Origin of the sequence: Nocardioides sp. 503 (genome assembly GCF_004522095.1) — a bacterium.
In the GTDB taxonomy this organism is placed as follows: domain Bacteria; phylum Actinomycetota; class Actinomycetes; order Propionibacteriales; family Nocardioidaceae; genus Nocardioides.
Genome location: NZ_SPUI01000004.1, coordinates 703,385 through 723,592, shown reverse-complemented (window position 1 = coordinate 723,592; position 20,208 = coordinate 703,385). Strand labels below are relative to the sequence as shown.

At 73.6% G+C, this 20,208-nt stretch carries 19 protein-coding genes; 8 read left to right on the top strand and 11 right to left on the bottom strand.

Annotation, left to right across the window (positions count from 1 at the left end; all coding sequences use genetic code 11):
• Positions 1-720 precede the first annotated feature (720 nt).
• From E4622_RS17225 to E4622_RS17200, 6 genes are all read right to left on the bottom strand, one after another.
• Entirely contained in the window at positions 721-1,449 is a 729-nt protein-coding gene (locus E4622_RS17225; RefSeq protein WP_134741416.1) for a uracil-DNA glycosylase, read from the bottom strand.
• The gene (locus E4622_RS17220) at positions 1,446-2,342 is read right to left on the bottom strand and encodes an exopolyphosphatase (protein ID WP_134741415.1); all 897 of its coding nucleotides are present in this window, start codon (positions 2,340-2,342) and stop codon (positions 1,446-1,448) included. The genes E4622_RS17225 and E4622_RS17220 overlap by 4 nt, the downstream gene beginning before the upstream one ends.
• The gene (locus E4622_RS17215) at positions 2,339-2,830 is read right to left on the bottom strand and encodes a DUF501 domain-containing protein (protein ID WP_134741414.1); all 492 of its coding nucleotides are present in this window, start codon (positions 2,828-2,830) and stop codon (positions 2,339-2,341) included. Before E4622_RS17215 ends, E4622_RS17220 begins: the two co-directional genes overlap by 4 nt.
• Entirely contained in the window at positions 2,827-3,417 is a 591-nt protein-coding gene (locus E4622_RS17210) for a septum formation initiator family protein (RefSeq protein ID WP_134741413.1), read from the bottom strand. The genes E4622_RS17215 and E4622_RS17210 overlap by 4 nt, the downstream gene beginning before the upstream one ends.
• 10 nt (positions 3,418-3,427) lie before the next feature.
• Positions 3,428-4,720, bottom strand: a complete 1,293-nt coding sequence (eno, locus tag E4622_RS17205) for a phosphopyruvate hydratase (protein ID WP_134741412.1) — start codon at positions 4,718-4,720, stop codon at positions 3,428-3,430.
• 82 nt (positions 4,721-4,802) lie between these two features.
• Positions 4,803-5,141, bottom strand: a complete 339-nt coding sequence (locus E4622_RS17200; protein ID WP_134741411.1) for a helix-turn-helix domain-containing protein — start codon at positions 5,139-5,141, stop codon at positions 4,803-4,805.
• Positions 5,142-5,235: 94 nt separating this feature from the next.
• Between E4622_RS17200 and E4622_RS17195 the strand changes: the two genes are divergently transcribed.
• On the top strand, positions 5,236-5,856 hold the full coding sequence (locus tag E4622_RS17195; RefSeq protein WP_134741410.1) for a malonic semialdehyde reductase: 621 nt from the start codon (positions 5,236-5,238) through the stop codon (positions 5,854-5,856).
• Here the strand turns inward: E4622_RS17195 and E4622_RS17190 are convergent.
• The 4 genes from E4622_RS17190 to E4622_RS17175 all read right to left on the bottom strand — a co-directional run bounded on the left by E4622_RS17190 (position 5,843) and on the right by E4622_RS17175 (position 11,636).
• On the bottom strand, positions 5,843-6,463 hold the full coding sequence (locus E4622_RS17190; RefSeq protein WP_134741409.1) for a MazG family protein: 621 nt from the start codon (positions 6,461-6,463) through the stop codon (positions 5,843-5,845). The genes E4622_RS17195 and E4622_RS17190 overlap by 14 nt on opposite strands.
• Before the next feature lie 11 nt (positions 6,464-6,474).
• Entirely contained in the window at positions 6,475-7,191 is a 717-nt protein-coding gene (locus E4622_RS17185) for a hypothetical protein (RefSeq protein ID WP_134741408.1), read from the bottom strand.
• 34 nt (positions 7,192-7,225) lie between these two features.
• On the bottom strand, positions 7,226-10,795 hold the full coding sequence (gene mfd, locus E4622_RS17180; RefSeq protein ID WP_134741407.1) for a transcription-repair coupling factor: 3,570 nt from the start codon (positions 10,793-10,795) through the stop codon (positions 7,226-7,228).
• An 85-nt stretch (positions 10,796-10,880) separates the two neighbouring features.
• Complete coding sequence (locus tag E4622_RS17175; protein ID WP_134741406.1) at positions 10,881-11,636, bottom strand: siderophore-interacting protein; 756 nt, start codon at positions 11,634-11,636, stop codon at positions 10,881-10,883.
• Positions 11,637-11,798: 162 nt separating this feature from the next.
• Between E4622_RS17175 and E4622_RS17170 the strand changes: the two genes are divergently transcribed.
• On the top strand, positions 11,799-12,266 hold the full coding sequence (locus E4622_RS17170) for an adenylyltransferase/cytidyltransferase family protein (protein ID WP_134741405.1): 468 nt from the start codon (positions 11,799-11,801) through the stop codon (positions 12,264-12,266).
• Here the strand turns inward: E4622_RS17170 and E4622_RS17165 are convergent.
• Complete coding sequence (locus E4622_RS17165; RefSeq protein ID WP_134741404.1) at positions 12,211-13,419, bottom strand: glycosyltransferase family 4 protein; 1,209 nt, start codon at positions 13,417-13,419, stop codon at positions 12,211-12,213. The genes E4622_RS17170 and E4622_RS17165 overlap by 56 nt on opposite strands.
• 149 nt (positions 13,420-13,568) lie before the next feature.
• Here E4622_RS17165 and E4622_RS17160 point away from each other — a divergent pair, with 149 nt between their 5' ends.
• The 6 genes from E4622_RS17160 to E4622_RS17135 are packed head-to-tail and all read left to right on the top strand — an operon-like array spanning position 13,569 to position 20,172.
• Positions 13,569-14,360 (top strand): CDP-alcohol phosphatidyltransferase family protein, encoded by a 792-nt coding sequence (locus E4622_RS17160; protein ID WP_209021982.1) that lies wholly within the window; start codon positions 13,569-13,571, stop codon positions 14,358-14,360.
• Positions 14,360-15,511 carry a DUF1972 domain-containing protein gene (locus tag E4622_RS17155; RefSeq protein ID WP_134741403.1) on the top strand — a complete coding sequence of 384 codons (1,152 nt, stop codon included), beginning with the start codon at positions 14,360-14,362 and terminating at the stop codon, positions 15,509-15,511. The genes E4622_RS17160 and E4622_RS17155 overlap by 1 nt, the downstream gene beginning before the upstream one ends.
• Positions 15,508-16,776: a hypothetical protein gene (locus E4622_RS17150; protein ID WP_134741402.1), complete on the top strand. Its 1,269-nt coding sequence runs from the start codon at positions 15,508-15,510 to the stop codon at positions 16,774-16,776. The genes E4622_RS17155 and E4622_RS17150 overlap by 4 nt, the downstream gene beginning before the upstream one ends.
• The gene (locus tag E4622_RS17145; protein ID WP_134741401.1) at positions 16,773-18,014 is read left to right on the top strand and encodes a hypothetical protein; all 1,242 of its coding nucleotides are present in this window, start codon (positions 16,773-16,775) and stop codon (positions 18,012-18,014) included. Before E4622_RS17150 ends, E4622_RS17145 begins: the two co-directional genes overlap by 4 nt.
• Positions 18,011-18,655 (top strand): hypothetical protein, encoded by a 645-nt coding sequence (locus tag E4622_RS17140; RefSeq protein WP_134741400.1) that lies wholly within the window; start codon positions 18,011-18,013, stop codon positions 18,653-18,655. Before E4622_RS17145 ends, E4622_RS17140 begins: the two co-directional genes overlap by 4 nt.
• The gene (locus tag E4622_RS17135) at positions 18,652-20,172 is read left to right on the top strand and encodes a formyl transferase (RefSeq protein ID WP_134741399.1); all 1,521 of its coding nucleotides are present in this window, start codon (positions 18,652-18,654) and stop codon (positions 20,170-20,172) included. Before E4622_RS17140 ends, E4622_RS17135 begins: the two co-directional genes overlap by 4 nt.
• Positions 20,173-20,208: the final 36 nt, after the last annotated feature.

Sequence of the window (20,208 nt, the reverse complement as noted above, 5' to 3'; positions counted from 1 at the left end):
TCGTCGGTGGTGTGCAGGGTGCACCAGGCGATCGCCGCGCGCAGGCGTCGGACCTCGGCCGCGGTCGCGGCGGTGGTCTCGTGACGCATGACCTCGAGGAGGTCGGCGGCGGGGCTGGTCATGGGTCCACTCAAGCACCCACCACCGACAGTCGAGGCCCTGAACTGGGGCTCAGGAGGCCTTATCCACAAGGGCTGTCGAAATTTCTTGATCCTTCCCGGGGGTGGTTTCGAGACGGGACTTCGTCCCTCCTCAACCACCGGCGTCGTGGGTTGAGGAGGTTGCGCAGCAACCGTCTCGAAACCGAGGCGAGCCGACGGCCGGCGGCGGCGTGGGAGCACCGCCCACCTGCTCCGTGTAGCTGCCAAAGGACCGTGACCACTGCGGCGCCGTACGACACCACTGATCACCCTGAGGAGGCGGACAGGGGTGCGGGGGTCTCGACGTTCGCTCGACCACCGGTGGCGGCGTCGTGGGTTGAGGAGGTTGCGCAGCAACCGTCTCGAAACCGAGGCGACCTGACGGCCGGCCGCGGCGCGGAAGCACCGCCTGCCTCCTCCGCATAGCTGCCAAAGACCGTGACCACAGCGGCGCCGTACGCCTCCACCGATCACCCTGAGGAGGAGATCAGAGGTGCGGGGGTCTCGACGTTCGCTCCTCGCTTGCGCTCGTCGCTGCTCGACCACCGGTGGTGGTTTCGAGACGGGACTTCGTCCCTCCTCAACCACCGACGGGGAGGAAGGTGGCGGCGCGGGTGAGGACGGCGTCGAGCATGGGCTCGGTGAGGGTGCCGGTGAAGGTGTTCTGCTGGCTGGGGTGGTAGCAGCCGAGCAGCAGGAGGTCGCCGTACGGCGTCACGATGGTCGCCTCGGCGCCGTGCCCGAACTTCGGCTTGGGGCGCGGCACGGTCCAGCCGGCGGCACGGAACGCGCGCAGGGAGGCGTCCCAGCCGATGGAGCCGAGCGCGACGGCGACCTTGACCGTCGGTGCGACGAGGCGCAGCTCGAGGTCCAGCCAGGGGGCACAGCTGTCGCGCTCCTCGGTGGTCGGCTTGTTCTGCGGCGGGGCGCAGCGCACGGCGGCCACGATGCGCGTCCCGATGAGCTCGAGGCCGTCGTCGGCGCGGGTGCTGGTGGGCTGGTTGGCCAGGCCGACGCGGTGCATGCTGGCGAACAGCCAGTCCCCCGACCGGTCGCCGGTGAAGAGCCGGCCGGTCCGGTTGGCGCCGTGGGCGGCGGGAGCCAGCCCGACGACCAGCACGGTGGGCTCGGCGACGCCGAAGCCGGGGATCGGGCGTCCCCAGTAGGTCTCGTCGGCGAACGCCGCCCGCTTCTCGCGCGCCACCCGCTCCCGCCACTCGACCAGCCTTGGGCACCGGCGGCACTCGATGATCTGCGCGTCCAGGGTGGCCAGGGCCTCGCCTGGGGAGTCGGGCGGGCTGACGGTCATGCCACCGACCAGGCGATCCCGTCGAGGATGTCGGACTCGGAGACCAGCAGGGTCGGAACCGACGTGCGCCGCAGGACGCGGGACAGGATCAGGGCGCCGGCGTCGATGACGTCGGCGCGACCGGGGTGCATGAAGGGCAGGGCCAGGCGCTCCGAGACCGGCATCGTGACCAACCGCTCGACCGTCGCGTGCACCGCCTCGACGTCGAGCACCTGCTGGTCGATCGCCTCCCGTGCGTACGCCGGCAGGCCGAGCACCCCGGCGGCGACCGTGGTCACGGTGCCGGCGATGCCCACGACGGCCGCCGCGTCCCCGGGCGAGACGGCGCACGCGTCGAGCGCGGCGTCGATGTCGGCGACGCAGGCCGCGACCTCGGCGGCCGTGGGCGGGTCGGAGTGGAGGTGGCGCTCGTGCAGGCGGACCGAGCCGATGTCCATGGACTCGGCAGCCGTGGGCTCGGTGTCTCCGAGGATCAGCTCGGTCGACCCGCCGCCGATGTCGACGACCAGCACCGGCGCGGGCGGTCGGGTGGCGAGGTTGCGCACCGCGCCGGCGAAGGCCAGCGCGGCCTCCTCGTCGCCCGAGAGCACCTCGGGACGCACGCCGAGGCGCGCCAGCACACCGTCGGAGAAGTCCTGGGCGTTGGCGGAGTCGCGCGTCGCCGAGGTCGCGCAGAAGCGCAGCCGCGAGACGTCGTGCTCCGCGATGAGGGCGGCGTACTCGTCGATCGCCGCGAACGCCCGGGCGAGTGCCTCGTCGCCGAGCCGGCCCGTGCGGTCGACGCCCTCGCCGAGACGCACCATCCGCATCTCGCGCACGGCCACGTCGGGCAGGTCCCCGATCAGGAGCTTGATCGTGTTGGTGCCGCAGTCGACGGCCGCGACCGTCGTCATGGCTCGGGAGCCACGCAGGGGCCGGAGGCCCACCACTCGCCGAGCAGCTCGAGGACCTCGTCGCCCAGCGGGTTGACCCCCGGGCCGGCGGCGAGGGCGTGGCCGGCGAGCACGTGCAGGCACTTGACCCGGTCGGGCATGCCGCCGGCGGAGATGCCCGCGATCTCGGGGACCTCGCCGAGCTCGGAGCGGACGGCGAGGTAGGCCTCGTGAGCGCGGCGGTAGGCCGCCGCGAGCTCGGCGTCCTCGCCCAGGCGAGCCTGCATCTCCTTCATCAGCCCCGAGCCCTCGAGGGTGCCGATCATGGAGGCGGCTCGGGGGCAGGTGAGGTAGAAGGTCGTGGGGAACGGCGTGCCGTTGGGCAGGCGCGGCTCGGTGGTGACGACGTCGGGGTTGCCGCAGGGACAGCGGTGCCCCACGGCGTGGATGGCGCGGGGTGAGCGGCCGAGCTGGGCGTGCACGGTCGCCTCGTCGGCGGGGTCGATCACTGCTGGCCGGTCGGCTCGTCCGAGCCGTCGATCTCGGCTGCCGGGGGCTTGGCCTGCCGGGGCGGGTCGCCCGCGAGCTCCACGGACTCCCACGCCCGGGCCCACCACGCCTCGGGCGCGTCCTTGACCAGGTCGTCGGGGTCGCTGAGCTCGGACTCGCTGTCGAGCGGCTCGCCGTTCTCGTCGAGGACGACGTAGGAGCGCTCGCCGGGCATCACGAACTTGAGGCGCTCGCGCGCCTGCTGGCGGACGTACGCCGGGTCGTCCCAGCGCCGCTTCTCGCGCTCCAGGTCGTCGATGTCGGCGGAGCGCTCGGCGATCTTGGACTTGAGCGCGTTGATCTCCGAGCGCTGGTCGAGGTAGGCCCGCATCGAGGACGCGTAGGAGACTGCCAGCACCGCGAGGACCAGCACCAGGATCGCGGCCCGACCGGTGAGTCGGGGCCGCCGCGGCGACCCGGCGGCCGGCACGCGCGCCGCGACCGGGCCGGACGTGCCCCGAGCGCCGCCACGCCCCGGGACCCGGCCGGGTCCCGTGCGACCCCGCGGGCGGGACCCGCGGGGCGGCGTGCGGCGGCTGTCGACCATGGAGCCGCGGTCAGCCCTGGTAGCGCGGGAAGGCGCCGGCGCCGGCGTAGCGCGCGGCGTCGCCGAGGTCGTCCTCGATGCGCAGCAGCTGGTTGTACTTGGCGACGCGGTCGGACCGCGCCGGGGCACCGGTCTTGATCTGGCCGCAGTTGGTCGCGACCGCGAGGTCGGCGATCGTGGTGTCCTCGGTCTCGCCGGAGCGGTGGCTCATCATGCAGCGGTAGCCGCTGCGGTGGGCCAGGTCGACGGAGTCGAGGGTCTCGGTGAGGGACCCGATCTGGTTGACCTTGACCAGCAGGGCGTTGGCCTGACCGCCGCTGATGCCGCGCTGCAGGCGCTCGACGTTGGTGACGAAGAGGTCGTCCCCGACGATCTGGGTCTTGCTGCCGAGCTCGTCGGTGATGGCCTTCCAGCCGTCCCAGTCCTCCTCGTCGAGGGGGTCCTCGATGGAGACGATCGGGTAGGACGCCACGAGCTCGGCGTAGTAGGCGGTCATCTCGTCGGCGGACTTGCTGCCACCCTCGAAGGCGTAGGAGCCCGCCCCCGAGTCAGCATGAGTGAAGAACTCCGAGGCGGCGACGTCCATGGCCAGCGCGATGTCGCGGCCGAGCGTGAGGCCGGTGGCCGCGACGGCCTCGGCGATCAGGTCGAGCGCGGCGCGGTTGCTGTCGAGGTTGGGCGCGAAGCCGCCCTCGTCGCCGAGGCCGGTGGACAGGCCCTTCTTCTTCAGGACCGACTTGAGCGCGTGGTAGACCTCCGCGCCCTGGCGCAGGCCCTCGCGGAACGTCGGGGCGCCGATCGGCGCGATCATGAACTCCTGGACGTCGACGTTGGAGTCGGCGTGCGAGCCGCCGTTGAGGATGTTCATCATCGGGACCGGCAGCAGGTGGGCGTTGGGGCCACCGACGTAGCGGTAGAGCGGCAGGCCGGCGGAGTCGGCGGCGGCCCGGGCCACGGCGAGCGAGACGCCGAGGATCGCGTTGGCGCCCAGCGTCGCCTTGTTGGGCGTGCCGTCGAGCTCGAGCATGGTCTGGTCGACGATGCGCTGCTCGTCGGCGTCGAGGCCCTCGACGGCCGGACCGATCGTGTTGATGACGGCGTCCACAGCCTTCTGGACGCCCTTGCCGCCGTAGCGGTCGCCGCCGTCGCGCAGCTCCACCGCCTCGAAGGCGCCCGTGGAGGCGCCGCTGGGCACCATCGCGCGGGAGAAGGACCCGTCGTCGAGGAGGACCTCGACCTCGACGGTGGGGTTGCCGCGCGAGTCGAGGATCTCGCGCGCGCCGACGGCTTCGATGCTGGCCACTGCTGCTCCTGGTGCGACTGGGAAGAGGTGCGCGCCTAGCCTAGACCCGGGCGTACGTCGAAGCGCGCAGGCCGCGCGGCTCTCAGTCGCCGGAGGGCAGGTGGTCGCGGCCCCAGGCCGTGATCGCGTCCAGCGAGGGCCACAGCGCCTCGCCGTCGGCCGTCAGCCGGTAGGAGACGCCCACGGGAGGTCCCGGCTCGACGAGGCGCTCGACCAGCCCGGCGCCGGCCAGCTCGACCAGCCGGTCGGAGAGCACCGAGTCGCTGATGCCGGGCACCGCCCGCTTGAGTTCCGCGAAGCCGGCCGGGCCGTACATGAGGGTCGCCATCAGCACGCCGTTCCAGCGCTTGCCGAGGAAGCCGAAGGCACGCGTCAGCGCGCCGTCGCACGCCCGCGGCTCGTGGCGCACCTCACTGCTCATGCCCCCATCGTAGCGAGTCGTCTCTTGACTTGCGGGTTACTCTTTTTTTCGTAGTAACACTTCACCCACTAGCAGCCCTAGGAACGAGAGCACCATGACCGTCACCGACCACCTGCCCACCCAGCTCGAGGCGCTCGACGAGCGCGGACGCGCGCTGATGTTCACCTCGGCCCGCACCGCCAACTCCTTCGCCGACACCCCGGTCACCGACGAGGAGCTCACGTCCATCTGGCACCTCACCAAGTGGGGACCCAGCGCCGCCAACACCCAGCCGCTGCGGGTGGTCTTCGTGCGCACGCCGGAGGGCAAGGAGCGCCTCGTCCCACTCCTGTCCGAGGGCAACCGGGCCAAGACGCTCGCGGCCCCGGCCGTCGCGGTGCTGGCCTGGGACTCCCGCTTCCACGAGCACGTGCCCACGATCTTCCCGACGCGTCCCCAGCTGCAGGACCACTTCGAGGCCGACGAGGCCATGCGTCACGAGTCCGGGCGCTTCAGCGCCGCGCTCCAGTCGGGGGTCTTCGTCATGGCCGTCCGCGCCGCCGGGCTGGCCGCCGGACCCATGGGCGGCTTCGACCGGGACGCGGTCGACGCCGAGTTCTTCCCCGACGGGCGCTTCCGCTCGATGCTGGTCGTCAACATCGGCCACCCCAGCGAGAACGCGTGGTTCGACCGGCTCCCCCGCCTCGCGGACGAGGACGCGGTCAGCTGGGCGTGACGCCCGGCAGGCGGCGTACGGCGTCGCGCAGGGCCTGCTCGGGGTCGCGGCCCTCGGCGCGCGCCTGCGCCACCAGCGCCAGCAGCCGGTCGCCGAGGTCGTCGCCGTCCGGAGGTACGGCGGTCCCCTGGCGGGCGAGCCGGTCGAGGACCTTGTCGGCGTAGAGCAGCGCCGGCAGGGTCGGCGGGATCCCGTCGGTCACCGCGGAGCGGGACTTCTCGGTGGCCTTGATGGCCTCCCAGGCCTCGTTGACGGCGGCTGCGTCCAGGCGCTCGCCGCCCTCCCCCGCCCGGTCGCCGAAGACGTGCGGGTTGCGACGCCGCATCTTCTCGGTGATGCCGCGCGCGACGTCGTCGAGGTCGAAGGCGCCGGTCTCCTCGGCGATCGCAGCGTGGAAGTAGACCTGGAGCAGCAGGTCGCCGAGCTCCTCGCGCAGGTGCTCGGCGTCGCCGGTGTCCAGCGCCTCGAGGGTCTCGTGGGTCTCCTCGAGGAGGTAGCGCGCGAGCGAGCGGTGCGTCTGCCCGGCCTTCCACGGGCACTCGGCCCGCAGCCGGCGCATGACCTCGCGGAGCTCGACGAGCGGCGGGTCCTCGGCGGGTCCGCTCATGCGCTCGACGCTCAGTTGCAGCGCTGGGAGGCCGGCAGGCTCTTGGCGTACTCCTGGTCGGGAGCCTCCAGCCCCGCGGTGGTCGCGGTGTCGCCCACGGCGAACGCCAGCTGGGTGTCCTCGGAGACCACCTGACCGTCCTCGAAGGCGATGCCGAACTCGGGGTTGAGCTCCACCTCGTGGTCGTCGAGCCACGCCTTGAGCGCGTCGGCGCCGCGCTGGCCGGCGGCCTCGGGACCGCTGGGCTTGCCCTCGTCGGCGAGCAGCTTGTCGCCGACCGCCAGCTGGACGGCCTGCACGTAGGCCGACGACCCGTTGACGGCGACGACGGCGTCCTGCTGCTTCTGGGGGAGACCGCGGGTCTGCGACTCCAGGTCCGTGACGACGCGCTCGTAGTCCTGCGTGGGCTCGACGCCCTCGTCCTCGGCGAGCTGCTCGGCCGCGGACACCAGCGCGAGCTGGCCCACGACGCCGGAGCGCAGGTAGCCGAGCGGGACGACGCTGCCGTCCTGGCGGAGCTGGTCGCGCACGGCGTCGCAGTAGTCGCCGACGAGGCGGTCGACGCGGTCGGTGGAGATCTTGTGGCCGTCGACCTCGGCGGCGACCCCGGGCTGGAAGCTGGTGCCGGCGACGCCGCAGCCGGTGAGGGCCACGGTCAGGACGGCGGTGGCGAGGGCCGCGAGCCGGACGCGACCGGCTCGGCTGCCTCGGGTGCTGGGGGTGCTCACGCGAACTCTCCTCATGACCGTGCTGCTTCGGGGCTCATTCCTGAGGGGGGTCGATGACGCCGTCGATGACCCCGCGCGCCCATTCAAGCAGGGCGATGCCGGTCAGCGGGGTGCCGGTCCGGCCGGGGGTGCCGGGGCGCGGCACGAGGATCGTGTCGACGGCCGCCTTGACGATCGACTTGGGGTAGAGCCGCTGGAGCCGGAGCACCCGCGACTCGGGGAGGCTGACGGGGGCGAAGCGGACGTTCTTGCCCGCGATGGTCGCCTCGCCGATGCCGGCGGCGCGGGCGCGCGCCCGGAAGCGCGCGACCAGCAGCAGCGCCTCGACCTCCTGCGGCGGGTTGCCGTAGCGGTCGAGCATCTCCTCGCGGATCAGGTCGACGTCCTCGTCGGCGCGCACCTCGGCCAGCCGCTTGTACATCTCCAGGCGCAGCCGCTCGCTCGGCACGTAGTCGTGGGGCAGGTGCGCGTCGACGGGCAGCTCGATGCGGACCTCGTTGAGGGTGTCGGTGTCGGCGCCCTCGCCCTTGAACTCGTTGACCGCCTCCCCCACCAGCCGCACGTAGAGGTCGAAGCCGACGTCGGCGATGTGGCCCGACTGCTCACCACCGAGCAGGTTGCCGGCCCCGCGGATCTCGAGGTCCTTCATCGCGATCGCCATGCCGCCGCCCAGGTCGGAGTGCTGGGCCAGGGTGGCGAGCCGCTCGTGGGCGGTCTCGGTGAGCGGCTTCTCGGCGGGGTAGAGGAAGTAGGCGTAGGCGCGCTCGCGGCTGCGACCCACCCGACCACGCAGCTGGTGGAGCTGGCTGAGGCCGAGGGTGTCGGCGCGCTCGATGATCATGGTGTTGGCGTTGGAGACGTCCAGCCCCGACTCGACGATCGTCGTGCAGACGAGCACGTCGAAGCGCTTCTCCCAGAAGTCCAGCATCACCTGCTCGAGCTGGTGCTCCCCCATCTGCCCGTGGGCCACGCCCACGCGCGCCTCGGGCACGAGCTCGCGGATCTTGGCCGCGGCCTTGTCGATCGAGGTGACCCGGTTGTGGATGTAGAACACCTGGCCCTCGCGCAGCAGCTCACGCCGTACGGCGGCGACGACCTGGCGGTCCTCGTAGGCGCCGACGTAGGTCAGCACCGGGTGCCGCTCCTCGGGCGGGGTGGTGATCGTGGACATCTCGCGGATGCCGGTGATCGCCATCTCGAGCGTGCGCGGGATCGGCGTGGCGCTCATGCTCAGCACGTCGACGGAGGTGCGCAGCCGCTTCATCTGCTCCTTGTGCTCGACACCGAAGCGCTGCTCCTCGTCGACGATGATCAGGCCGAGGTCCTTCATGCGGATGTCGGGGTTGAGCAGGCGGTGCGTGCCGACGACGATGTCGACGCTGCCCTCGGCCAGCCCGGCCATGACCTCCTTGGCCTCGCGGTCGGTCTGGAAGCGGCTGAGCCCCTTGACCACCACGGGGAACCCGCTCATGCGCTCGCTGAAGGTGCTGAGGTGCTGGGTCACGAGCAGCGTGGTCGGCACGAGGACGGCGACCTGCTTGCCGTCCTGGACCGCCTTGAACGCCGCCCGCACCGCGATCTCGGTCTTGCCGTAGCCGACGTCGCCGCAGACCAGGCGGTCCATCGGGACGGTCTGGCGCATGTCGGACTTGACCTCGTCGACCGTCGTCAGCTGGTCGACGGTCTCGGTGAACGGGAAGGCGTCCTCGAGCTCGCGCTGCCAGGGTGTGTCGGGCCCGAACGCGTAGCCCTTGGTGGCCTGGCGCGCGGCGTAGAGCTTGATCAGCTCGGCGGCGATCTCGCGGACGGCCTTCTTGGCGCGGCCCTTGCGCTTGGCCCAGTCGGCGCCGCCGAGCCGGTCCAGGCTGGGCTGCTCGCCGCCGACGTAGCGGGTGACCTGGTCGAGGGCGTCGGCCGGCACGTAGAGACGGTCGGCGGGGCCGCCGCGCTTGCTGGCGCCGTACTCGAGGACGAGGTACTCGCGCGTCGCGCCGCCCACGACGCGCTGCTTCATCTCGACGAAGCGACCGACGCCGTGCTGCTCGTGGACGACGAAGTCGCCGGCCTTGAGCTCGAGGGGGTCGATCTGCTTCTTGCGGCGCGCCGGCATCTTGCGCATGTCGCGGGTGCTGGAGCGCTGACCGCTGAGGTCCTCGCCCGTGACGAGCACCAGGCGGTTGGTGTCGTCGACGAAGCCGTGCTGGGCGGCGCCGCAGGTGACCGTGACGAAGCCGTGCTCGACCGGCTCGGGGTCCTCGACCAGACGAGCGGCGATGTCGCGCTCCCCCAGCGCCTCGACCATGCGCTGCGCGGGCCCGTGGCCGGGGTGGACCACGACCGCGCGGTAGCCGTCGGCGAGCCAGCCGTCGAGGTCGGCCATGGCGCGGTCGACGTCCCCGCGGTAGGCGTCGACCGGGCCGGCCGGAAGCGCGCGGGTCGGGACGCCGGCGTCCTCGGCGCTCGCGGGGGTCGCGTCGGTCGAGGGCGCACCGGCGGTCTCGCCGTCGAGGCCGAACGGGCTGACCGTCCACCACGGCTTGTCCTGCGCCAGGCTGCGCAGGCGCACGTCGGCGATCGCGTGGTACGACGCCGCGCCGAGGTCGATCGGCGCCGTGCCGCCACCGGCGGCGGCCGCCCAGCTCGCGCCGAGGAACTCCTCGCTGGTCGCGACCAGGTCGTGCGCGCGGCTGCGGGCGCGCTCGGGGTCGAGCACCAGCACGTGGGTGTCGGCCGGCATCAGGTCGACGAGCATCTCCATCTCGTCGACGAGCACCGGCGCCAGCGACTCCATGCCCTCCGCCGCGATGCCGGAGGCGATCTTGTCGGTGAGCTCGAGCAGCTGGGGGTGCGCGCGGCCGAGCTCGGCGGCGCGGGCGCGCACCTCGTCGGTGAGCAGCAGCTCGCGGCACGGCGGCGCCCACAGCCGCTCGACCTTGTCGAGGGTGCGCTGGTCGGCCACGGAGAACGAGCGGATCTCCTCGACGTCGTCGCCCCACATCTCCACGCGGAGCGGGTGCTCCTCGGTGGGCGGGAAGACGTCGACGATGCCGCCGCGCACGGCGAACTCGCCGCGGCGCTCCACCAGGTCGACCCGGGTGTAGGCGGCGTCCGCCAGGCGGCGTACGACGTCGTCGAGGGGCATCGTGTCGCCGGTGGCCAGCTCGACCGGCTCGAGGTCGGCGAGGCCCTGCACCTGCGGCTGAAGGATCGAGCGCACCGGCGCCACGACGACCTGGAGGGGGCCGTTGCTCGGGTCGGTGCCGGGGTGGCGCAGCCGCCGCAGGACGGCCAGGCGGCGGCCGACGGTGTCGCTGCGCGGGCTGAGCCGCTCGTGGGGCAGCGTCTCCCAGCTGGGGTAGTAGGCGACGGTCGCCGGGTCGAGCAGGTCACCCAGCGCGGCGACCAGGTCCTCCGCCTCGCGGGAGGTCGCGGTGACCGCCAGGACGGTACGACCGGAGCGCACGAGACCGGTGACGACGTAGGGCCGCATCGCCTCGGGAGCGGTCAGGTCGAGCGCGCGCACCCGTCCGCCGCGCGCGTCCTCGAGGACACTCGCGAGGGTCGGGTCGGACAGGACGGCGTCGGCGATGCCGGCGAGCGACACGGGTGCTCCTGAGGAGGGTGACAACACGACAGCCCCCGGTCACGGATGACAGGGGGTGGACGTGGCCCAGTCTACGCGGGGGCGGTCATCCGAGCGCGGTCGCGGCCTCGGCCGCGGCCAGCTCCTTCTTCCAGTCGCGGAAGCCCTCCTCGGTGCGGCCGCGGCGCCAGTAGCCGGAGATCGACGCGTCCTCGCGCGCGACGCCACGGTCCTGGAGCAGGTAGGGGCGGATGCCGTGCATGACCGCCTGCGCCTCGCCGTGCACGAACGCGTGGACGCGGCCCTCGCGCCAGGGCAGCGCGCGGACGGCGGCGACGAGCGGGTCACCCTCGGTGGCCGAGCCGCGGTGCACCCAGGTGACGGTGGCGCCGGCCGGTGCGGCGAGCTCGACCTCGTGGTCGGCGTCGTGGACCTCGACCAGCACCTCGGCGACGGCGTCGTCGGGCAGCGCGGCCAGGGCCTGGCGGATCGCGGGGATCGCGGCGTCGTCGCCGGCGAGCAGGTGCCAGGCGGCGTCGGGCGAGGGAGCGTAGGCGCCGCCCGGTCCGCGGACCTCGAGGGTGTCCCCCGGCTGCGCGTTGGCCGCCCACGGGCCGGCCACCCCGGTGTCGCCGTGCACCACGAACTCGATCGCCAGCGTGCCGGCGTCCACGTCCGGCTCCAGCGCGGTGTAGGTGCGCACCACGTCGGCACCGTCGACGGGCAGGACCAGCTTGACGTAGCGGTCGGTGTCGACGCTGCCGGCGAACGCCGACAGGTCGTCGCTGCGGAAGCGCACCCGCACCAGGGCGGGGCTGACCCGCTCGGTCGAGGTGACGGTCAGCGTGGTGGTGCCGGGCACGGGTGCTCCTGGGGTCGACGAGTTGTTAGGTCAGCCTAACTCTCCGCCGGTGAGCGCCCGCCTCCTCACCCGTCTTGGGTAAGTCGCCGGCTCCCTCGGGCCGACGGCCCGGTCCCGCTCCTACGTTCGAGCCGCCCGGCACCGGACGAGAGGGAGACACCGATGAGGACCGTCGTGGGGTACGCACCCGGCGCCTACGACCTGTTCCACGTGGGCCACCTGAACCTGCTCTGGCGTGCCCGCGGCAGGTGCGACTACCTCGTGGCGGGCGTCGTCTCCGACGAGCTCTGCCTGCGGACCAAGGGAGTGCGGCCGATCATCCCGCTCGAGGAGCGCGTCGCCATCGTGGGAGCCATCGACGTCGTGGACGCCGTCCACGTGGAGGTCGTGCCCGACAAGCTGGTCGCCTGGCAGGACGTGCGGTTCCAGCGCCTCTTCAAGGGCGACGACTGGCAGGGCACCCCCAAGGGCGACCGGCTCGAGCGGCGCATGAGGACGGTCGGCGTGGACGTCGTCTACTTCCCCTACACCGAGCAGACGTCCAGCACCGTGCTGCGCCTCGCGCTGCGCCGGCTCAACGCCGAGGTCGTCGAGCGTGTCGAGGCCGAGGTCGCCGACCTCCAGGCCTGACCGCCGCTGGCGACCGGTCCTCCGGGGCCAGGTCCTCGAGCACGGCGGCCAGCTCGTCCCCGTAGCGCCTCAGGCCGAACCGCGCCTCGGCGGTGCTCCTGCCCGCGAGGGCGAGGCGGCGGCCGAGGTCGCCGTCCTCCATCAAGCGGGCGACGGCGTCGGCGAGGGCCTCGGGGTCCTGGGCCGGGACCAGCAGGCCCGTCACGCCCGGGTCCACGGTCTCCAGGTGGCCCGGGACCGCGCTGGCGACCACGGGACGCTCCGCGAGCTGGCCCTCGACGACCGCGTTGCCGAACGACTCCCCCAGCGAGGGTGCGACCAGGACGTCCGAGCGCTCCAGCGCCGGCCAGATGGGCGACTCGTAGCCGGTGAAGGTCACCGCGCCCTCGAGGTCGGGGCGGTCGGCGCGCCGGCGCAGCTCATGGGCGAATCCCTCGTGGCCGGGACCCGGGGTGCCGCACAGCTCGAGGCGCACGGGCAGTCCGGCGGTCCGCAGCAGGGCCGCCGCCTCGAGCGCCACGTCGGGCGCCTTGCGAGGCGAGACCCGGCCGACGACCAGCAGCCGGAAGGCCCCGCTCCGGGCGCGGGGTGAAGGCGCGACGGCTGGGCCGCGGACGCCGTTGCGCACGAGGCGGAGCCGGCGCCGCACGTACGGCGCGGCGGTCGACGTCACCTCGAGCGTCGTGCGGCTGTTGACGATCGTGACGTCCGCGAGGGCCAGGGGCGCCGCGAGCGCACGCCGTACCAGAGCACGGTCACGGGCCTCCGCCTCATGGACGTGACAGACGACGGGCACCCCGGCCGCCCGACCCGCGAGCAGCCACCACGGCAGGGTGACCGTGTTGACGTACACGACCTGGGGACCGACCCTGCGCACCACCCGTCGCAGCAGAGCCAGTGCCTCCGGGCTTCGCGCGGCCAGGGACGCCGCCCCGCCGAGGGACATCGACGCGCGCCGAAGGACGGGGAACGGCACCTGCTCGACCTCGGCACCCAGAGCCGTCAGCCGCTCGAGCAGCGGCCCCCTCGACGGCGTCACCACGACGACCCGCCAGCCGCGCTCCCGCAGCGCCGCCACGCTCTCGAGCAGCTGCAGGTCAGCGCCGTAGAGGTCGGCGGACGGAGTGGCCATGAGCACGGTGCGCGGTTCCACACGGTCAGTGAAGGCGCGTCGGAGCGGCCATCCGCCGCTTCGACGCGCCCATCCCCAAATTTGGCGACGTCCCGCCTCGCACCTGCCGCCGCGCTCCGAGCCGTCCTTAGTTTCAGCGCATCCGACTAGTAGCCACAGGAGGGGGGCCGATGGCCGTGTCGACGATGCCCACCCACACGCCGCCTGCTCCCGAGCCACCGACCCTGCGCGCCTGGTACCGCAGCAACCTCCAGGCGCTGGGGAGCGCCCAGAAGGACCCCCGGGGCACTCCCGCGTACTCGCGGCTCGTCAACCGGCCGGCGGCCCGTCGGGTGGCGGCCGCCGGGCACATCGTCGGGCTCTCGCCGAACACCGCCACGCTCATCGGGGCGGGTCTCACCGCCACGGCGCTGTCCCTGCTCGTCGTCGACGAGCCCTCGGTCGGTCTCGGCATCGCCGTTGCCGTGCTTCTCGCGCTCGGCTACGTGATGGACTCCGTCGACGGCCAGCTCGCCCGCCTGCGTGGCGGCGGCTCGCTGGCCGGGGAGTGGCTCGACCACACGCTCGACTGCGTCAAGACCTGCGTGCTCCACCTGGCGGTCCTCGTGTCGCTCTTCCGCTTTCCGGTAGTCGACACCGACGTCGTGCTCGTGGCGCCCATGGTCTTCCTCGTCGTCGACATGACGACCTACTTCAGCATGATCCTGGTGCCCTTCCTGCGCCGCCGCGGGGCGGTCGCCGTCGGCAGCACCGCACCGCCCAGGGCCGAGCACCCGCTCCGCACGTGGCTGGTGCTGCCGCACGACTACGGCACCTTCTGCTGGGCGTTCGTGCTCCTGGCCTGGCCGCGGGCCTTCCTCGTCGGCTACGCGTCGCTCCTGGTCGCCAACGCCGCCTTCCTCCTGCTCGCGTCCGCCAAGTGGTGGCGCGAGCTTCGCCGCCTCGACCTCACGGAGACCTGATGCGCATCGCCATGCTCGGCACCCGCGGGGTCCCCGCCTGCTACGGCGGCTTCGAGACCGCGGTGGAGGAGATCGGTCACCGCCTGGTCCTCCAGGGCCACGAAGTCACGGTCTACTGCCGTGGCGGCACCGACACGTCGTCCTCCTACCGCGGCATGGAGCTCGTGCACCTGCCGAGCTTGAAGGGCAAGGCCGTCGAGACGCTCAGCCACACGGCGCTGTCGGTGGCGCACCTGATGACGCACCCGCGCCACGACGTCGCCCTCGTGTTCAACTCCGCCAACGCACCCTTCCTGCCGTTCCTGCGCCTGAACCGGACGCCGGTGGCCGTGCACGTCGACGGCCTGGAGTGGAAGCGCGCCAAGTGGGGCCGGGCGGGGCGCCACTACTACCGGTGGGCGGAGTCGTACGCCGTGCGCTGGGCCGACGCGCTGATCGCCGACGCCCAGGGCATCGCCGACTACTACGCCGACGAGTTCGGGGCGGGGACCGAGCTGATCTCCTACGGTTCACCGATCCAGGTCAGCCCCGCAGGTGACCGGCTCGCGGAGCTGGAGCTGGACCCCGGCGGCTTCCACCTGGTCGTGGCCCGCTTCGAGCCGGAGAACCACGTCGCGGAGGTCGTCGAGGGCTACCACCGCTCGGGCGCCGCGCTGCCGCTCCTCGTGGTCGGGTCGGCGCCCTACGCCGACGAGTACACCGCGCGGGTGCACCGGGCCGCCGACGGCGACCCGCGGATCCGCCTGGTCGGCGGGCTCTGGGACCAGGAGCAGCTCGACCAGCTGTACGCCCACTGCCTGACCTACCTCCACGGCCACAGCGTGGGCGGGACGAACCCCTCGCTGCTCCGCGCGATGGGGGCCGGGGCCGACGTCATCGCCTACGACGTGACGTTCAACCGGGAGGTTCTCGGCGACGAGGGAGGCTACTTCTCCGCCGCCGGCGACCTCCCCGACCTCCTCCTCGCCGCGGAGCGGCAGCCCGCACTGGCCCGTGAGCGGGGCGTCCTCAACCGGGCGCGCGCCGCCCAGCGCTACGACTGGCTGGAGGTCGCGGCCTCCTACGAGCAGCTGTGCAAGCAGCTCGAGTCCGGGGAATCGATCCGGCGGACCGTCACCGGACGGCGCCGCGTGCGGGAGGACGTGGGGTGAGAGGTCCGACGCCGTCCCCGCCCACCTGGCTGCCCCCGGCGGCCGGCGCTGTCGCGTCCCAGGCCACCCTCGCCCTCGGCAGCTTCCTCCTGCAGCTCCTCGCTGCCCGCGCGCTGGGGGCCGACGGACTCGGCGTGTTCGCCATGCTGCTGGGGTCGGTGATCGTCGCGACCTCCGTCTCCAGCGGACTCGTCGGCGACCCGTTGACGGTGCTCGACCGCCAGGACCCCGCCATCCGGGCCGCGCTCGCCCGCCTCGCCGTGGTCACCGTCGCCGGCGCCACCACGGCCGCCTTCGCGCTCACGTGGGGCCTCGGTCTCCTGCCACCAAGGACCGCGGCGCTGTTCGCGGCGGCGACGGGTGCCTTCATGGCGGCGGACCTGCTGCGCCGCACGATGATGGCGTGCCAGCGCTTCTGGCGACTCGTCCACGTCGACGTCTGCGCCCTGCTGGCGGGCCTGAGCCTGCTCGTGCTGCTCAGCCGTGGCCAGCTGACGGTGGACAGCTTCCTGGCCGCGCTCCTGGTCGGCCAGCTCGTCGCCTGCACCGCGAGCCTGCGGTCGCTGCCGCGAGCCGAGCGCTCCCTGCCGACGCGGGCGCCGGGAGGGCTGCGGGCCGTGCTGTCGTTCGGGTCGTGGCGCGCGGTGCAGCAGCTCGTCCGGCCGACGACCCTCAACCTCGTCCGCTGGCTGGTGCTGGTCGCCGCCGGTCAGGCCGCCGTGGGCGAGCTGGAGGCCGCACGGCTCCTGGCCGCCCCGGCGATGATGTTCGTGCAGGGCGTGGGCTCCTACCTGTTCGCGTCGTACGCCGCCGGGCGGGACGAGCCCATGTCGGCCCTGCTGCGCCGTGCCGACCGCGGCGCCGCCGCGCTGCTCGCCGCGTGCGCCGTCGTCGCGGTCGTCGCCACCGCATGCACCGGCCTCGTCGGGCCCGTGCTCACGGGCGGCCGCTTCGAGCTGGCGCCGCTGGCGGTGCTCGGCTGGGCAGTCTACGCCGCGTCGTGCGCCGTCGTGCTGCCCTACGGCACCCTGGCGGCCGTGCGCGGCGACCAGGCCGAGGTCTTCGGCCTCCGCGTGGCCGACTCCCTCGCGGGGCTCGGCGCGACCGCCGTCGCGCTCCTCTGGGTGGGGCTGCCGATCTGGGCCGCGCCGTGGCTGCTGGCGGCCGGTTCCGTGGCCGCCGGGGCCGCGTGCCGGCAGCGGCTGCTGGTGCCGCGGCGCCACGAGCAGCCGCTGCCGGCCCGCGAGCGGGCGGTGCTGTCGTGAGCCCCGCCGCCCTGGACGGCGCCACGGCGTCCGTCACGACGGCGGCTGCCCCGTGCGCCGTGTCGCCCGTCGTCTCCCCGCTGGGTCGCCCGGCCCTGCGACCGCTGCTGACGTGCCTGGTGCTCCTGGTGTCCGCGGTGGCCTGGCGCAAGGGCAGCTACTTCGACGGCGGTCTCGACGTCGTGGTGCTGGCCAAGGCCGGTCTCAGCGTCACCGCCCTGGCGCTGGCCGCCACCGCTCCCGCGAGGGGCATCCCGTGGCGAAGCCTCCCGGTCGGACCGCTCCCGCTCCTCGCGGTCTACCTCGGCGTCACCACGGTCGGCAGCGCCCTCCACGACTCCGCCCAGCCCACGGTGGTCCTGGCCGTGCGCATCGTCGTGGTCGCCGCCACGGCGGTCTTCCTGGTGCACGCGTTCCCGATCGCGGAGCTGCTGTCGTCCCTCGCCGCGGCGATGCTCCTGCTCGCCGGCTTCGCCTCGGTCACCGGTGTCGGCTCGCTGGCCTCCGGCCGGCTGTACGGCGGTCTTCCCCCGCTCAACGCCAACGAGATCTCGCTGCTGTTCAGCGTGCCACTGCTGTGCCTCCTGTGGCGCTGCGTCCACCACTGGGCCACCTGGCAGGACGTGGCCGCGATCCTGCCCTGCCTGGGCGTCATCTGGCTGACGGGTGCGCGCACCGGCGTGATCGCCCTGCTGCTGTCCGTCGTCCTGCTCGTCCTGATGGCTCCTCGCGTTCCCGTCGGCGTGATGTGCGCCGGGCTGCTGGCCGTCCCCACGGGGCTGTACCTCATGTTCCTCACCCCGGTGGTCAGCACCTTCGCCACGCGAGGCGACTCCGCCGGCGTCCTGACCCTGAACTCACGGACCGTCGCCTGGCACGCCGCCTTCCACCACGCCGACAGCTGGCCGGAGAAGCTCCTGGGAGTGGGCCTCTCCGTCAAGGAGATCCCGGTGTCCGCGATGTACCGCACCGAGCAGATCCTCGACAGCACCTGGGTGTCGGCCTACGTGCAGGCCGGCGCCGTCGGGACGGCGGTGCTGGCCATCCTGGTCCTGGTCACGTTCGCGCGGGTGGCGACGTCCCGTCCGCCCATGCGCTCGCTCTCGGCCGCGCTGCTGCTCCTGCTGGCCTCCCGCAGCTTCCTGGAGAGCGGCGTGCTCGACGCGACCCCCTCGGGCATCACCTTCCTGGTCGTCGCCCTGGCGCTCCGACCGCCGTCGCTCGCGGAGCAGCCATGACGTTCACGGTCCTCGCGGTCTGCGCCGCCAACGTCTGCCGCTCCCCGCTGATGGCGGTGGGCCTGGAGCGCTCCTTCCTCGCGCGCGGGTTCGGCGGGGACGTCGTCGTGCGCAGCGCGGGGGTCACCGCGACCCAGGACGCGGCCGTGTGCTCCGAGGTGGAGCGGCTGACCCGGGCGCGGGGCCTGCCGTGGCTGGCCCTGGGAGAGCACCGCTCCACGCCGCTCACCGACCGGCTGATCGACCGCGCCGACCTCATCCTGACCGCCGACCGCCGACTGCGCTCGGAGATCGTCAAGCGGGCCAGGCCCGGGGCGACCGGTCGGACGTTCACGCTGCGCGAGGCCGCCGCCCTGGCCGACGCGACGTCCTTCCGCATCCAGGGGCACACCGTCGACGAGCAGCTGCGGAGCCTGACCGCGCAGATGAACCAGAGCCGCGGCTTCACCGACCTGCCCGGCGTCGAGCGGGTCGTGACCCGGGCGCTGCCCTGGCGGCGCCTGGAGGTGCACACCCACGACGTCCCGGACGCGCACGACGAGCCGCGGGCGCCCCACGGGCTGGTCTGCCGCCTGGTCGTCCCGGCCACCGAACGCCTCGCGACCTCGCTGGCCCACGGCGTCATGGCGTCCCTGCCGTGAGCGAGACGACGTACGTCGAGCTGCGGCTCCCGACCTCCGGCGTACGACGCTGGCACCTCGACCTGGTGCACGCGCTCGGTCGGCACGACGACCTCGCCGTGGGGGTCGCCTGGGTCGACGGCCCGTCGGCACCCGCACGCGACCTCGAGCGCCTGCTCGCGATCGAGAGCCGGATCCACCGGCTCCCCCGCACCCGGTCCTCCCGGGTGGCGCGGCACCGCCTGTCGCACCTGGGCACGAGTCCTCCCGAGTCCGGGCGGGTGGTCCGTCTCGACCTCAGCGGCGCACGGGTGACGAGCACGCGTCAGTGGTCGCTGACGTTCGACGGGCGCGCTGGCGAGGAGGCCGCCGCCGCCGCCCTGCTCGCGGGCCGGTTCCCCCTGGTCGAGCTCGTCGACCCCACCGGCACCGTGGTCGCCAGCGGCCGCCCCGGCAGCGAGAGACCGGGCGTCACGGCCGCCGCCCTCGACGACGTGCTCGCCGGCTGCGTGCGGCTCGTCGTCGCCGCCGTCACCGGCCTCCACCTGCGCCTGCCCGAGGGCGGGGTCGAGGGCGGCGGCCGGCCCTTCCCCCGCTCCCCCGCCCACCAGGCGGTGCGAGCGCTGGCGAGCGCGCCCCTGCGGCGGGCAGCCCGCACGCTGCTCCGCACCCCCCACTGGCGGGTCGGCTGGCGTTTCGTGGACGGGCCCGGCCTGATCGACTCGATGCAGCACCCCGCGTCGGGGTGGCACCACCTCCCCGACGACGGCCACCACTTCTACGCCGACCCGTTCCCGATCCAGGTCGCGGGCCGGACCCATCTCTTCGTCGAGGACTTCGACCACCGTGTCGGTCGCGCCGTGATCTCGGTGGTCGAGTTCGACGATCACGGGCCGGTCGGCACCCCGGCCTGCGTGCTCCGCCACGACGTCCACCTCTCCTATCCCTTCGTGCTGGAGCACGACGGAGAGGTCTGGATGATCCCGGAGACCTCCGCGGCCGGCACCGTCGAGCTCTACCGGGCCGCTGAGTTCCCCCGTCACTGGGTCCGGCACTCCGTGCTGCTGCGCGACATCGACGCCAACGACGTCACACCGTTCCGGCACCAGGGCCGCTGGTGGCTGTCAGCGACGGTCCGCCGGGGCGGGTCGTGCTCGGACGCGCTGCACCTCTGGTACGCCGACGACCTCCGCGGCCCCTGGACCGCCCACCGGGGCAACCCGGTGGTGCTCGACATCGCCAGCGCCCGGCCGGCCGGGCGGCTCGTGCGGCGTGACGGCCGACTGCTCCGTCCGGCGCAGGACGGCACCGGCGGCTACGGGTCGGCGCTCACGCTGGCCGAGGTGGTCAGGCTGGACCCGACGACCTACGAGCAGCGCGTCGTCGGCCGCATCACCGCAGGCGAGATGTGGGCGGGGCACCGGCTGCACACGCTCAACCGGGCCGGGCGGCTGGAGGTCATCGACGGGTCCGCGAGGTCGCTCCGGCTCCCGCTGCCGCGCCGCGGCCGCGCCTCGCCGCCACCGCGAGGCCTTTGACGATCGGCGGGTCCGTGGGACCGTGGAGGTGGAGCC

What these genes read in the sequence shown, in the direction of transcription:
- E4622_RS17225 (WP_134741416.1), bottom strand. Translation starts at nt 1,449, where the DNA reads ATGACCGTCAGCCCGCCCGACTCCCCAGGCGAGGCCCTGGCCACCCTG.
- E4622_RS17220 (WP_134741415.1), bottom strand. Translation starts at nt 2,342, where the DNA reads ATGACGACGGTCGCGGCCGTCGACTGCGGCACCAACACGATCAAGCTC.
- E4622_RS17210 (WP_134741413.1), bottom strand. Translation starts at nt 3,417, where the DNA reads ATGGTCGACAGCCGCCGCACGCCGCCCCGCGGGTCCCGCCCGCGGGGT.
- E4622_RS17200 (WP_134741411.1), bottom strand. Translation starts at nt 5,141, where the DNA reads ATGAGCAGTGAGGTGCGCCACGAGCCGCGGGCGTGCGACGGCGCGCTG.
- E4622_RS17195 (WP_134741410.1), top strand. Translation starts at nt 5,236, where the DNA reads ATGACCGTCACCGACCACCTGCCCACCCAGCTCGAGGCGCTCGACGAG.
- E4622_RS17190 (WP_134741409.1), bottom strand. Translation starts at nt 6,463, where the DNA reads ATGAGCGGACCCGCCGAGGACCCGCCGCTCGTCGAGCTCCGCGAGGTC.
- E4622_RS17170 (WP_134741405.1), top strand. Translation starts at nt 11,799, where the DNA reads ATGAGGACCGTCGTGGGGTACGCACCCGGCGCCTACGACCTGTTCCAC.
- E4622_RS17160 (WP_209021982.1), top strand. Translation starts at nt 13,569, where the DNA reads ATGGCCGTGTCGACGATGCCCACCCACACGCCGCCTGCTCCCGAGCCA.
- E4622_RS17155 (WP_134741403.1), top strand. Translation starts at nt 14,360, where the DNA reads ATGCGCATCGCCATGCTCGGCACCCGCGGGGTCCCCGCCTGCTACGGC.
- E4622_RS17140 (WP_134741400.1), top strand. Translation starts at nt 18,011, where the DNA reads ATGACGTTCACGGTCCTCGCGGTCTGCGCCGCCAACGTCTGCCGCTCC.